This is a genomic window from Nocardia salmonicida NBRC 13393, assembly GCF_001613085.1.
Classification (GTDB): Bacteria; Actinomycetota; Actinomycetes; order Mycobacteriales; family Mycobacteriaceae; genus Nocardia; species Nocardia salmonicida.
Genome location: NZ_BDBR01000018.1, coordinates 118,773 through 132,011, shown reverse-complemented (window position 1 = coordinate 132,011; position 13,239 = coordinate 118,773). Strand labels below are relative to the sequence as shown.

Sequence of the window (13,239 nt, the reverse complement as noted above, 5' to 3'; positions counted from 1 at the left end):
TTGGGCAAGACTTCACCCAATGGACTCCCGACACCAGGCCAACAGCTCCTCGACCGGCCAGGTGTCGATCACCTTCTCGGCGGTGACCCCGTGGGCCAGTGCCCGCTCACATCCGTAACCCTGCCAAGCCAGTTGGCCCGGTGCGTGGGCGTCGGTGTCGATGCTGAACAGGCAGTCCATCTCGACGGCCAGTTCGATCAAACGCCCAGGTGGATCACGGCGTTCGGGGCGGCTGTTGATTTCGACGGCGGTGCCGTAGCGGCGGCAGGCTTCGAAGACGAGTTCGGCATCGAACGACGACTCGGGGCGGATGCCTCTGGCCCCTTCCACGAGGCGGCCGGTGCAGTGGCCGAGGATATCGACGTTGGGGTTGGCGACCGCGTAGACCATGCGCTTGGTCATGGTGTCGCTGTCGTCGCGCAGGTGCCAATGCACGCTGGCGACAACGACATCCAGGCGTTCGAGGAGATCGGCCCGCTGGTCGAGGGTGCCGTCGTCGAGGATGTCGACCTCGATGCCGGTGAGGATGCGAAACGGCGCCATCTGCTCGTTGAGTTCGGCGATCACGTCGAGTTGGCGCAGGAGCCGGTCAGCGGACAGGCCGTTGGCGACCTTGAGGCGGGGCGAATGGTCTGTCAGCGCGCAGTATTCGTGGCCGAGCGCGGCCGCGACGCCCATCATCTCCGCGATCGGACTTCCACCGTCGGACCAGTCCGAGTGGGTGTGCAGATCCCCCCGGAGCGCGGCGCGCAACTCCTCGCCCGCCGGTGCTATCGGCTTCGCCTCCTCGCGGAGCTCGGCCAGATAGTCGGGAACCTCACCGGCACAGGCTTGTTCGATGATGGCCGCCGTCTTCGGCCCGATCCCGGCGAGCTCGCGCCAGCTGTGTTCGCTCGCGCGAGTGGCGAACTCGGCGTCGGCGAGTCCGGCGACGACATCGGCGGCGCGGCGGTAGGCCTTCACCCGGTGTGTTTCGGCACGACTGCGTTCGAGCCAGAACCCGACCTCACGCAGCGCCGCCACCGGACCCGGACTCGCCGCCGATGTCATCGCGACTACTTGATCCGGCCGTACTTGAGGAACGCGACCCCATCGGCGTACACCCGGCTGGTGATCACCCGGAACCGCTCCGGCGCGGGCAGTTTCGCCCCGCCGCCGAACAGCGGTCTTCCGGTGCCGAGCACCACCGGGTGCAGCTTCAGGAACACCTGGTCGATCTCGGGTAGCAGCGTCTGCGCCAGTTCACCGCCACCGCAGAGCCAGATCCCCAGTCCGTCCTCGCGTTTGAGTTCGCGCACCGCGGCGGTCGGGTCCTCGGCGATCAGTTCCACGCCCGGCGCCGGCGCTTCGGGCAGCGTCGTGGACACCACATATTGGCGCAGGTGCTCATACGGGCTCGCAGTGCCGGTGCGGACGCCGAAATCGTGGGTCTTGCGGCCCATGATCACGGTGTCGAAGTAGATGTTGCCCGCCGCGATCCCGCGCGCCTCGCGCACCTTGGTCGGCAGGGTTTCCGGATACTGCGAGATGATCGCGGGACCGTGGTCACCGCCCACCGGAAAGAAGTCCAGCGTTCCGTCCTCGGCGGCGATGAAGCCGTCGATTGTCGATGCCACGAAATAGGTCAGCTTGCGCATAACGTCCTCCCTGCACGGACCCGGTCTGTCACGACCTGTCAGGAGAAACGTTAGCGTGCCCGGATCAGCGGCGGCGCGGCTTCCGTTGACACTTGGGACAGGAAAACGACGACCGATTCATGAATTGTTCCCGAACCAGCAGCGTCGCGCACCGATCGCACGGTTCGTCCTCGCGTCCATAGGCAGCCAGCGACCGGGAGAAATAGCCGGACTCGCCGTTCACATTCACATACAGGGCGTCGAAGGAGGTGCCGCCGACGGCCAGCGCCTCGGTCATGACCGCGGTGACCCCGTCGAGCAGGGTGCGCAGGACCGGGCGGGTGAGATCGGCGGCGACGCGGGTGCCGTGCAGACCGGCCCGCCACAGCGCCTCGTCGGCGTAGATGTTGCCGATGCCCGAGATCACCGTCTGATCGAGCAGCACGCGTTTGATCTCGGTGTTCTTGGCGCGGATGGCCGCGACCACGGCTTCGCGGTCGAAGAGCGGGTCGAGTGGATCGCGCGCGATGTGGGCCACGGAATCGGGCACCACGGTCCCGTTCACCTCGACGAGGTCGGCCAGCGCCCAACCACCGAAGGTGCGCTGGTCGACGAATCGCAATTCGGCGCCGTCACCGAGCACGGCCCGGATGTGCGCGTGCTTCTCGACGGGCGCGTCGGCGGGTTGCACGAGCATCTGACCGCTCATGCCCAGATGCACGACCAGCGCGGTATCTGGCTCGTCGAAGGTGAGCCAGAGATATTTCCCACGTCGCTGCGCGGAGTCGATCCGCAGTCCGGTGAGCCGTGCCGCCAGATCAGCACCACCCGCGACGTGCCTGCGCACGGCACGCGGGTGGGTGACGGTGACGGTCTCGATCGCCCGGCCGACCGCATGATCGGCGAGACCGCGCCGAACGACCTCGACCTCGGGCAATTCGGGCACGGATCAGGCTTCGGTCGTGGATACGTCGGTCAGAGCCTTGTAGGCCGTACCGGCTGCCTTCTGCTCGGCTTCCTTCTTGGAACGGCCGATGCCCGAACCGTACGCATGACCGGCGATCACCGTGGTGGCGGTGAACTCCTTGTTGTGGTCGGGTCCGGTGGAGGTGATCTCGTAGGCGGGAACCCCGAGACCGCGTTCGGCGGTGAGCTCCTGCAGGCTGGTCTTCCAGTCGAGGCCGGCGCCCATGCGGGGGCCACGCTCGAGCAGGTCGGCGAACAGCCGCAGCACCACACCACGCGCGGTTTCGATGCCGTGCTCGAGGTGCACCGCACCGAGCAGCGACTCCATGCCGTCGGCGAGGATGCTCGGCTTGTCGCGGCCGCCGGTGAGCTCTTCGCCCTTCCCGAGCAGCAGATACTGGCCGAGTCCGCCGTCGCCGAGACCACGCGCCACCTCGGCGAGCGCGTGCATGTTCACCACGCTGGCGCGCAGTTTCGCGAGTTCACCCTCGGACTTCTCCGGATGCTCGGTATACAGGCGCTCGGTGATGCTGAGGCCGAGTACCGAGTCGCCGAGGAATTCCAGGCGCTCGTTGGTCGGCAAACCGCCGTTCTCGTACGCGTACGACCGGTGCGTCAGCGCTAGGCGCAGAAGCTCCGGTCGTACGTCGACACCGAGGGCGGTGAGAAGGCTGGCGTGATCCGCCGCGCCTACATTGTCTTTACTGGCTGTCACGTTGCTAGGAATGATCTACAACGATCAGACTGCAGAGGTGACCTGGCGGCCCTTGTAGGTGCCGCAGGACGGGCACGCGATGTGCGGGAGGGTCTTCTCACCACACGCGCGGTTCGGGCAGGTGACCAGGGTCGGCGCGGTGGCCTTCCACTGGCTGCGCCGCGACCGGGTGTTGGAACGCGACATCCGACGCTTGGGAACAGCCACGGCTACTTCTCCTCTTGGTTTTCGCTGACTACACCGGCATCAGATGCCGCGGCAGCGGTTTGGTCTTGGTGGTGGAACCCTCAGGCGGGGTCGCCGTTACCGGGCTCTTCAGTGGCGAAATTCGCCAACTTCGCCCAGCGAGGGTCCAGTATCTCATGCCCATGATCAGGACCCGCAATCGCCATCCGCACACCGCACTCGGGGCACAGGCCCGCGCAGTCCGGCGAGCACAGCGGCTGCAGCGGAAGCTCCAGCCCGATGGCATCGAGAATCACCGGCTCGAGGTCGACGAGGTCGTCTTCCATGCGGTAGACCTCGGCATCCTCGGTCGTCTGCTCGGTGGTGCTGTCCGGATAGGCGAACAACTCCGTCAGACGAATCTCCACCTGGTCGTCGAACGGTTCGAGGCAGCGCGAGCACTCCCCGGCCGTCGGTCCGGATGCCGTGCCGGTGACCAGCACGCCCTCCGAGACGGCCTGCAGTTGCAGGTCGAGTTCCACCTCGGCGTCGGCCGGGATGGCGATCAGGTCGAGACCCAGCCGCTCGTGGTCGGTGACCGTGCGATGCAGCTCCCGCATGGTTCCCGGCCGACGGCCGAGATTGCGGACGTCCAGCACGAAACCCGCCTCCGACACAGGACCATTGGTCTTGCGTGGACGCGCGGACGAACCGGAACCGGCGGACATCACTGACTCACTTACCGTCGAGGGGATAATGGGCAACCACTCCACAGTACGGCAGGACCCCGCCGGAATTCAAAACGCGCGATCGGCTCAGCGGCGGTGCTCAGCAGCGTATTCGGGGTATTCGGCGGCCGGTCCGCCGCGCATCTGCTGACGACCACGAGTGATCGAGCGCCGGGTGGTGTTGAGCGTCTCTTCCATGGCGGCGAGCCTGTTGCCGAAATCGGCCATCTGCTCGTCGACATAGTCGTCGCATTCGGTGCGCACCCGGTCGGACTCGGCCTGCGCCTCGTCGATCAGGCGGGCGGATTCGGCGTGCGCCACCCGCACCACCTCGGTCTGCGCGACCAGGCGAGCCTGTTCGGCCTTGCCGTCGGCGACCGAGCGCTCGTAGGAGGCCTTGCCCGATTCGATGGCCCGGTCGGCGTCGATCTGGGCGCGGCCGGTTAGCTCGTCGTATTCGGCGTTGCCGTCGGCCACGACCTGATCGGCCTCGGCCTGGGCCGAAGTCACCAGGCGGTCGGCGTGGGCGGTGGCCTCGGCGACCATGCGGTCGGCGTGGTCCTTGGCGTCGGCGAGGATGCGATCGGCCTCGGCGCGCGCGGAGTCGATGGTGACGCGCGCCTGCTCGTTGGCCGTGGTGACCGTCGTCTCGGCGCCGCTGCGGGCGTCACCGACGATCTTGTCGCGGTGATCGAGCACGTCCTGGGCGTCGTCGAGTTCACCGGGCAGCGCGTCGCGAACATCGTCGAGAAGTTCGAGGACGTCGCCGCGCGGCACGATGCAGCTGCGGGTCGGCGGGATGCCGCGCGCCTCTTCGACGATGGCGACCAGTTCGTCGAGTGCTTCGAATACGCGATACATGCTCACTACCCTCCTGCGGACTCACGGCGAAACCACTACCGCCGACGCCCAGTGTGCCCGTCTCGGGCGGCTGTGCCGAATGTCGACGCGGTGTGTCGCGACAGTGTCCAAGATCGCACAGATATCAAGTGGAGTGCAGCCCTCCACTTCGGCTACCATCAGTGAGCACGACAACGCCGTCCGCCGGGAAGCACCGCAACCTCTTCGCTGTTGTACTCCTCGACGTCTGTTCATGTGGGATCGGAGTCGAACATGACCCTCCTGGAAACACCTAGGAGTCCGGTGTCGCACGTCGCGGGCATGTTCACTCCCTGGACCGGCCCGTTTCCCGTGGTGACGCCGAGTGAAGTCGCACCCGCGCTGCGCCCGCAGTTCGAGGGCGCGCTCACCTACCTACGCGGCGACCGCGCTCTACCCCAACTCTTCCGATTCGCCCTCGTCGGCGGGTCGAGCAATATCGCGTACGTCCTGCTGTTCTTCGCGATGCACAGCATCGGTCCACTGGTCGCCAATGTGGCCGGATCGGTGGTCAGCACGATCATCGCCAATGAATTCCACCGCCAGCTCACGTTCCACGCCACCGACCGGGTCACCTGGTTCACGGCGCAGTGGGAAGGCGGCGGGATCGCGTTGATCGGCCTCGCGATCACGACCGCGTGTTTGGCCGGTTTGGATTTCTGGGCGCCCAGCCTGGGTGACATCACGCAAGCACTGACGGTCCTGGCCATCACAGCCGCGGTCGGCGGCATGCGGTTCCTCGCCCTGCGTGGTTTGTTCCGCCTGCCCGCGACGACCTAGCCCTTACGTTCGGCGAGGCGGTCGAGTAGACGCTTGTGGACGGCCGGCGGGAGCATATCGCTCACGTCGCCGCCATAGGCGGCCACTTCCTTGACCAGCGAGCTGGACAGGAAGCTCAGTGACGGGTTGGTGGCGATGAAGAAGGTGTCGACGCCCGCCAGCTTGTGGTTCATCTGGGCCATCTGGAGTTCGTAGCCGAAGTCGCCCGCGTCGCGCAGACCCTTGACGATCGCGCTGATGCCTTCCTGCTTGGCGAAATCGACCGTCAGCCCCTGCCAGGACGCGACGCGCACGTTCGGCAGGTGGGCGACCGATTCACGCAGGAGTTCCATGCGCTCTTCGACGGTGAACATGCCCTGTTTCTTGGGATTCACGTTCACCGTGACGATCACTTCGTCGAACTGTGCGGCCGCGCGGGCGAACACGTCGAGGTGACCATTGGTGACCGGGTCGAAGGAGCCGGGGCACAGTGCTGCAGCCATACCTCAGACGCTAGCACCGAACTCGGCGAGCTCGACCCTGGTCTCCCCGTACTTGCGCACCTTCAACGCCACATAGCCTGTGGGCCAAGTGATTTCGGGGGAACGGCTGGACCGCTCCACCGCCACCAGCGCGTCGGTCGCGAGCCAGCCGTTGTCCGCAAGGGCGGCGAGGTCGGCGATCACGTCCTCGGTGCTCACGTCGTACGGCGGATCCGAGAACACCACGTCGTAGGCCCTCGGCGCGGTCTGCTTCAACACCGAGGAGACGCTGCCGAGCCGCAGTTCCGCACCGGGCAGACCGAGCTCGGCGATATTGGCGCGCACCACCTCGGCCGCTTTGCGGTCGGACTCGACCAGCAACGCCTGTTCGGCCCCGCGCGAGAGCGCTTCCAGACCCAGCGCGCCCGAGCCCGCGTACAGGTCCAGGACCAGCGTGCCGTCCAGATCGAGGCGGGCGTCGATCGCACTGAAGAGGGCTTCGCGCACCCGATCCGAGGTGGGCCGGGTGCCCGCGGGCGGCACCTTCAAGCGCCGCCCGCCCGCCACACCCGCGACGATGCGTGTCATTCCGACTCGCGTGCGACCAGTTCCACCAGCAGGTCGCCGCCCTCGACCTGCTGCACCTTGGCGGTCGCGATCCGGCCGACAACGCCGCCGCGCGGCGCGGTGATGGCGGCTTCCATCTTCATCGCCTCGATGGTGCCGACGGTGTCACCGGCGTGGATCTCGTCACCTTCGGACACCGCCAGGGTCACCACACCGGCGAACGGCGCCGCGATGTGGCCTGCGTTGTTCTTGTCGGCCTTCTCGGAGGCGGGCACCTCGGAGGCGACGGACCTGTCCCGCACCGCGACCGGGCGCAGCTGCCCGTTCATGATGCACATGACCGTGCGCATGCCCTTCTCGTCGGGCTCGGAGATCGCCTCGAGGCCGATGAGCAGGGTGACGCCCTTCTCCAGCTGCACGCGGTGCTCTTCGCCGCGGCGCAGGCCGTAGAAGAACTGGTTCTCCGACAGTCCGGTGGTGTCGCCGTACTTCTCGCGGTGGGTGTTGAACTCGGCGGTCGGGCCGGGGAACAGCAGCCGGTTCAGCGTGGCGCGGCGCTCGTCGGAGGAGCCGTCGAGCGCCTTCTGGTCGGCCGGGCTCAGCGGGGTCTCGGGCTTGGGTTCGTTGCGCCCGGCCAACGCCTTGCTGCGGAACGGCTCGGGCCAGCCGCCCGCCGGGGTGCCGAGCTCGCCGCGCAGGAAGCCGATCACCGAGTCGGGGATGTCGTAACGGCCCGGGTCGGCGGCGAAGTCCTCGATACCGACGCCGGTGCCGACCAGCGCCAGCGCGAGGTCACCGACCACCTTCGACGACGGGGTCACCTTGATCAGACGACCCAGCAGCCGGTCGGCGGCCGCGTACTTGGCCTCGACCTCTTCGAACCGGTCGCCGAGGCCGAGCGCGATGGCCTGCTGACGCAGGTTCGACAGCTGACCACCCGGGATCTCGTGGGTATACACGCGCCCGGTCGGCGCGGGCAGGCCCGACTCGAACGGCGCGTAGACCTTGCGCAGCGCCTCCCAGTACGGCTCGAGATCGCACACGTTCTGCAGGTTCAGGCCGGTGTCGTGCTCGGTGTGCGCGGTGGCGGCCACGATCGCCGACAGCGCGGGCTGGCTCGTGGTGCCCGCCATCGCCGCGGACGCGCCGTCGACCGCGTCGGCTCCGGCCTGCCACGCCGCCAGGTAGGTGGCCAGCTGTCCGCCGGGGGTGTCGTGGGTGTGCACGTGCACCGGCAGATCGAAGTTGCTGCGCAGCGCGGTCACGAGTTTCGCGGCCGCGGGGGCGCGCAGCAGACCGGCCATGTCCTTGATCGCGAGGACGTGCGCGCCCGCGTCGACGATCTGCTCGGCCAGCTTCAGGTAGTAGTCGAGGGTGTAGAGCGACTCGTTCGGGTCGAGCAGGTCGCCGGTGTAGCTCAGCGCGACTTCGGCGACGGCGGTACCGGTTTCGCGGACCGCGTCGATCGCCGGACGCATCTGGTCGACGTTGTTGAGCGCGTCGAAGATGCGGAAGATGTCGATACCGGTCGTGGCGGCTTCGGAAACGAAGGCGCGCGTGACCTGTTCGGGGTAGGGCGTGTAGCCGACGGTGTTGCGACCGCGCAGCAGCATCTGCAGGCAGATGTTGGGCACGGCTTCACGCAGGGCCGCCAGGCGCTCCCACGGGTCCTCGTGCAGGAATCGCAGTGCCACATCGTAAGTCGCGCCACCCCACGCCTCGATGGAGAGCAGCTCGGGGGTCAGTCGCGCGACGTGTCCCGCCACACCGAGCAGACCGTTGGTGCGCACGCGGGTGGCCAGCAGGGACTGATGCGCGTCCCGGAAGGTGGTGTCGGTGACGCCGAGCGCCTTCTGCTCGCGCAGGGCGCGGGCGAAACCCTCCGGCCCGAGGGCGATCAGTCGCTGGCGCGAGCCGTCCGGCGGCGGCAGCGTCAGGTCGACGGCGGGCAGCTTGTCGTAGGGGTACACCGTGGTCGGGCGGTCGCCGTTGGGCTTGTTGACGGTGACGTCGGCCAGATAGGTCAGGATCTTGGTGCCGCGGTCGGCTGATCCGCGCGAGGTGAGCAGCTCGGGACGCTCGTCGATGAACGAGGTGGTCACCCGGCCCGCCTGGAAATCGGGATCGTCGAGCACCGACAGCAGGAACGGGATGTTGGTCGTCACGCCGCGAATACGGAATTCGGCCAGCGCGCGACGAGCGCGAGCGGCGGCGGCGGGCAGGTCACGACCACGACAGGTGAGCTTGACCAGCATCGAGTCGAAGTAGGCGCCGATCTCGGCGCCCAGGTTCGCGCCACCGTCGAGACGGATGCCCGCGCCGCCCGGTGTGCGGTAGGCGGTGATGCGACCGGTGTCGGGGCGGAACCCGTTGGCCGGGTCCTCGGTGGTGATGCGGCACTGCAGCGCGGCACCACGGATCTGCACCGTTTCCTGACTCAGACCCAGGTCTGCGAGGGATTCCCCCGCCGCGATACGCAGCTGCGACTGCACCAAATCGACGTCGGTGATCTCCTCAGTGACGGTGTGCTCCACCTGGATGCGCGGGTTCATCTCGATGAACACGTGGTTGCCACGCTCGTCGAGCAGGAACTCCACGGTGCCCGCGTTGATGTAGCCGATCTGGCGGGCGAAGGCCACCGCGTCGGCGCAGATCCGTTCGCGCAGTTCGGGAGACAGGTTCGGAGCGGGCGCGAGCTCGATCACCTTCTGGTGACGACGCTGCAGCGAACAGTCGCGTTCGAACAGGTGCATCACATTGCCGTGCTGGTCGGCCAGGATCTGTACCTCGATGTGGCGCGGATTCACCACGGCCTGCTCGAGGAACACCGTCGGATCACCGAACGCCGATTCCGCTTCCCGCGACGCCGCTTCGATCGACTCGCGCAAGAGCTCGGGCGTGGCGACCCGGCGCATGCCACGACCACCACCACCGGCGACGGCCTTGACGAAGATCGGGTATTCGAGTTCGGCTGAGGCGGTGAGCAATTCGTCGATATCGGCCGAGGGCGCGCTGGACTTCAGCGTCGGCAGCCCGGCCGCCTTGGCCGCTTCGATGGCCGTGGCCTTGTTGCCCGCCATCTCGAGGATCGCGGCGGTGGGGCCGATGAAGGTGATGCCCTCGGCGGCACAGGCCGCGGCGAGGTCGGGGTTCTCCGACAGGAAGCCGTAGCCGGGGTAGATCGCGTCGGCGCCCGCGCTCTTGGCGGCCTCGATGATCGCCTCGATCGACAGATACGCGCGAACCGGATGGCCCTCTTCGCCGATCTGGTAGGACTCGGCCGCCTTGAGGCGATGCACCGAGTTGCGATCCTCGTACGGGAACACCGCGACCGTTCCGATGCCGAGTTCGTAGGCCGCGCGGAAGGCACGGATAGCGATCTCACCACGATTTGCGACCAAGACTTTCGAGAACATTTGCTTACGGTACCCGGCCGTGAGGCGGGGTCGGACACGCAAGGTGGCTTCGCAGCAATCTTCACACCGCACACCCGCCCACCTGCGAAGTTGCGTTCATCAGGCCGTCACATCTCACCGCGCGGAGCCGCTCGCGGTGCGCGTGGTCGACCTCGGCGCAACCGCAGGTCACGGCCCTGTTCACCACGGGGCGGTGTCCCGCGCCCCCATGTGGGCCTATGCTGAGGGCGCAGCTGGTTCGCCCGCGCGGTGGAAGAGTCGGAGCCCCGACCTCCCGCGTAGGCGTCGAAACCCGGGTGCGGATCATGTTCCGCACCGGGTGAGAGGGAACCCGGTGAGAATCCGGGACTGTCCCGCAGCGGTGAGCAGGAACGACCGCCGTCATCAGCACTGGGCAGCATGCCTGGGAAGCGACGGCCAGTAGGTCGGTCGATCACACGACCGGTGCCCGCGAGTCCGAAGACCTGCCGACTGTGCCGGATACGCCGTATCCGGCGGCCACCGCCTCGTGGATCGGGCGCGCGGACCACCGATGCCGACCTGTCGTACCTTTCGCGACGTGTCCGGTCCTGTGGCGTGTGCCCGCGAAAGGCGACGGCTCTCCCCGCACCACACTGGAGAATCTCCGTGACTGTTTCGCACACTCCTTTCACCGCAACGGTTCTCGGCCTACCGCGCGTGGGCCCGAACCGGGAACTCAAGCGCGCCACCGAGTCCTACTGGGCCGGCCGCGCCGATGCCGCGCACCTGCACGCGGTCGGTCGGCAGCTCCGTCGAGCCCAGCTCACCGAACTGGCCGCGGCGGGACTCGATTCGGTGCCGGTGGGCACCTTCTCCTACTACGACCAGATGCTCGACACCGCCGAATTGCTCGGCGCGCTACCGCCGCGCGTCGCCGGAATCGCCGATCCGCTCGACCGCTATTTCGCGGCCGCGCGCGGCACCGACACGGTCGCTCCGCTCGAGATGACCAAGTGGTTCGACACCAACTACCACTACCTGGTGCCCGAGATCGACGTTTCCACTACGTTTTCCCTGCATCCGGGCAAGCTGCTGACCGAACTCGACGAGGCGATCGAGCTCGGCGTCCCCGCGCGTCCGGTGGTGATCGGTCCGATCACCTTCCTGAAGCTGGCCAAGGCCGCCGGCGGTGCCGCGCTGGAGCGTCTGCCCGAGCTGGTGCCGCTGTACCTCGACCTGCTGGCCCAGCTGGCGGACGCGGGCGCGCAGTGGGTACAGATCGATGAGCCGGTGCTGGTCACCGACCTGACCGAGGCGGAGATCGCCCTGGTCGGCCGGACCTACAGTGCACTGTCGGCCGCGCAGAACCGGCCCGCGATCCTGGTCGCCACCTACTTCGGGCACCCCGATGCCGCTCTGGCGGTGTTGGCCGAGACCGAGATCGAGGGTGTCGCTCTCGATTTCACCGCGGGAGCCGACCTCTCAACGGTCGCCGCGCTGCCCGCCCTGGCTCGCAAACTGCTCGTGGCAGGCGTGGTCGACGGCCGCAATGTCTGGCGCGCCGACCTCGACGCCGTCCTCGGCACCCTGGGCACGCTGCTCGGCAGCGCCGACTCGGTGGCGGTGTCGAGTTCGTGCTCGTTGCTGCACGTGCCGTATTCGCTGACCCCCGAGACCGGACTGGACGAGCGGCTGCGCTCGTGGCTGGCCTTCGGCGCCGAGAAGGTCGACGAGGTGCGCGTCCTGGCCACCGCGCTCACCGCGGGGGTCGAGACCGTCGCCGACGAACTGGCCGCGGCCCGCGCCGCCGCCGACTCACGCCGGACCGACCCGCGGCTGCACAACGAGCAGGTCAGAGCTCGGTTGGCCGCGCTCGACGAGAACGACCTGACCCGCTCCCCCGCCGACCAGCGTCGCGCCCTGCAGCGTGATCACCTCGACCTGCCGGTGCTGCCGACCACCACCATCGGCTCCTACCCGCAGACCTCCGCCATCCGGCTGGCCCGCGCCGCGCTGCGCAAGGGCGAGATCGACCAGGCCGAGTACGCCCAGCGGATGCGGGCCGAGATCGCCGACGTGATCACCCTGCAGGAAAAGCTCGGTCTCGACGTGCTGGTGCACGGCGAACCCGAACGCAACGACATGGTGCAGTACTTCGCCGAACTGCTCGACGGTTTCGCCGTCACCGACGCGGGCTGGGTGCAGTCCTACGGCACTCGCTGCGTGCGCCCGCCGATCCTGTTCGGCGATGTGACCCGGCCCGAGGCGATGACGCTGTCCTGGATCGGGTATGCCCAGTCGTTGACCACCAAGCCGGTCAAGGGCATGCTCACCGGCCCGGTGACCATCCTGGCGTGGTCGTTCGTCCGCGACGACCAGCCGCTGGGTGAGTCGGCCCGCCAGGTCGCGCTCGCCATCCGGGACGAGACCGTCGACCTGGAAGCCCAGGGCACGCGGATCATCCAGGTCGACGAGCCGGCCCTGCGCGAGCTGCTGCCGCTGCGTGCCGCCGAACAGCCCGCGTACCTGCAGTGGTCGGTGGATTCGTTCCGTCTGGCCACCGCCGGGGTCGCCGACACCACCCAGGTGCACACCCACCTGTGCTACTCGGAGTTCGGCCAGGTCATCTCGGCGATCGCGGGCCTCGACGCCGATGTCACCTCGATCGAGGCGGCGCGCTCGCACATGGAGGTCCTCGACGATCTGAACGCGGCCGGTTTCGCGCTCGGCGTCGGGCCGGGCGTCTACGACATCCACTCGCCGCGGGTGCCGTCGGTCGAGGAGATCACGGCCTCGCTGTCGGCGGCGTTGAAAGCGGTTCCGGCCGAGCGCCTCTGGGTGAACCCGGACTGCGGACTGAAGACTCGCGGACCGGTGGAGGTCGAAGCGTCGCTGCGGAATCTCGTGACGGCCGCCGCGGCACTGCGCTGACCGACCGGATCAGTCCATAGACCACTGCCCCGGACGAAGGACCTCCGTCCGGGG

General features: G+C 68.0%; 12 protein-coding genes and 1 riboswitch. Of the genes, 2 read left to right on the top strand and 10 right to left on the bottom strand.

All coding sequences use genetic code 11. The annotated features are described in order from the left end of the window. Window positions 1-12 precede the first annotated feature (12 nt). The 7 genes from NS1_RS20525 to NS1_RS20500 form a co-directional block, all read right to left on the bottom strand. Complete coding sequence (locus tag NS1_RS20525) at window positions 13-1,050, bottom strand: PHP domain-containing protein (RefSeq protein WP_062986918.1); 1,038 nt, start codon at window positions 1,048-1,050, stop codon at window positions 13-15. 5 nt (window positions 1,051-1,055) lie between these two features. Continuing rightward, complete coding sequence (locus tag NS1_RS20520) at window positions 1,056-1,637, bottom strand: dihydrofolate reductase family protein (protein WP_056811908.1); 582 nt, start codon at window positions 1,635-1,637, stop codon at window positions 1,056-1,058. A gap of 64 nt (window positions 1,638-1,701) precedes the next feature. After that, entirely contained in the window at window positions 1,702-2,562 is an 861-nt protein-coding gene (gene mutM / locus NS1_RS20515) for a bifunctional DNA-formamidopyrimidine glycosylase/DNA-(apurinic or apyrimidinic site) lyase (protein WP_056811911.1), read from the bottom strand. A 3-nt stretch (window positions 2,563-2,565) separates the two neighbouring features. Then, window positions 2,566-3,297 (bottom strand): ribonuclease III, encoded by a 732-nt coding sequence (gene rnc, locus NS1_RS20510; protein WP_062986917.1) that lies wholly within the window; start codon window positions 3,295-3,297, stop codon window positions 2,566-2,568. 24 nt (window positions 3,298-3,321) lie between these two features. Beyond that, window positions 3,322-3,504 (bottom strand): 50S ribosomal protein L32, encoded by a 183-nt coding sequence (gene rpmF, locus NS1_RS39190; RefSeq protein WP_040708879.1) that lies wholly within the window; start codon window positions 3,502-3,504, stop codon window positions 3,322-3,324. An 80-nt stretch (window positions 3,505-3,584) separates the two neighbouring features. Further along, complete coding sequence (locus NS1_RS20505; protein ID WP_062986916.1) at window positions 3,585-4,190, bottom strand: YceD family protein; 606 nt, start codon at window positions 4,188-4,190, stop codon at window positions 3,585-3,587. Window positions 4,191-4,277: 87 nt separating this feature from the next. Then, entirely contained in the window at window positions 4,278-5,051 is a 774-nt protein-coding gene (locus NS1_RS20500) for a DivIVA domain-containing protein (protein WP_062986915.1), read from the bottom strand. 252 nt (window positions 5,052-5,303) lie between these two features. Between NS1_RS20500 and NS1_RS20495 the strand changes: the two genes are divergently transcribed. Next, window positions 5,304-5,849 (top strand): GtrA family protein, encoded by a 546-nt coding sequence (locus NS1_RS20495; protein ID WP_062986914.1) that lies wholly within the window; start codon window positions 5,304-5,306, stop codon window positions 5,847-5,849. On the opposite strand, the gene coaD is transcribed toward NS1_RS20495, so the two are convergent. From coaD to NS1_RS20480, 3 genes are read right to left on the bottom strand one after another with little or no spacing between them, the layout of a single operon-like run. Next, window positions 5,846-6,331 (bottom strand): pantetheine-phosphate adenylyltransferase, encoded by a 486-nt coding sequence (gene coaD / locus NS1_RS20490; RefSeq protein WP_056811926.1) that lies wholly within the window; start codon window positions 6,329-6,331, stop codon window positions 5,846-5,848. The two genes, NS1_RS20495 and coaD, sit on opposite strands and share 4 nt — an antisense overlap. 3 nt (window positions 6,332-6,334) lie before the next feature. Next, window positions 6,335-6,898: a 16S rRNA (guanine(966)-N(2))-methyltransferase RsmD gene (gene rsmD, locus NS1_RS20485; RefSeq protein ID WP_062986913.1), complete on the bottom strand. Its 564-nt coding sequence runs from the start codon at window positions 6,896-6,898 to the stop codon at window positions 6,335-6,337. Further along, entirely contained in the window at window positions 6,895-10,293 is a 3,399-nt protein-coding gene (locus NS1_RS20480) for a pyruvate carboxylase (protein WP_056811932.1), read from the bottom strand. The genes rsmD and NS1_RS20480 overlap by 4 nt, the downstream gene beginning before the upstream one ends. Window positions 10,294-10,593: 300 nt before the next feature. After that, window positions 10,594-10,779: riboswitch (cobalamin riboswitch) on the top strand. A 141-nt stretch (window positions 10,780-10,920) separates the two neighbouring features. Between NS1_RS20480 and metE the strand changes: the two genes are divergently transcribed. Next, entirely contained in the window at window positions 10,921-13,185 is a 2,265-nt protein-coding gene (gene metE, locus NS1_RS20475) for a 5-methyltetrahydropteroyltriglutamate--homocysteine S-methyltransferase (protein ID WP_062986912.1), read from the top strand. Window positions 13,186-13,239: the final 54 nt, after the last annotated feature.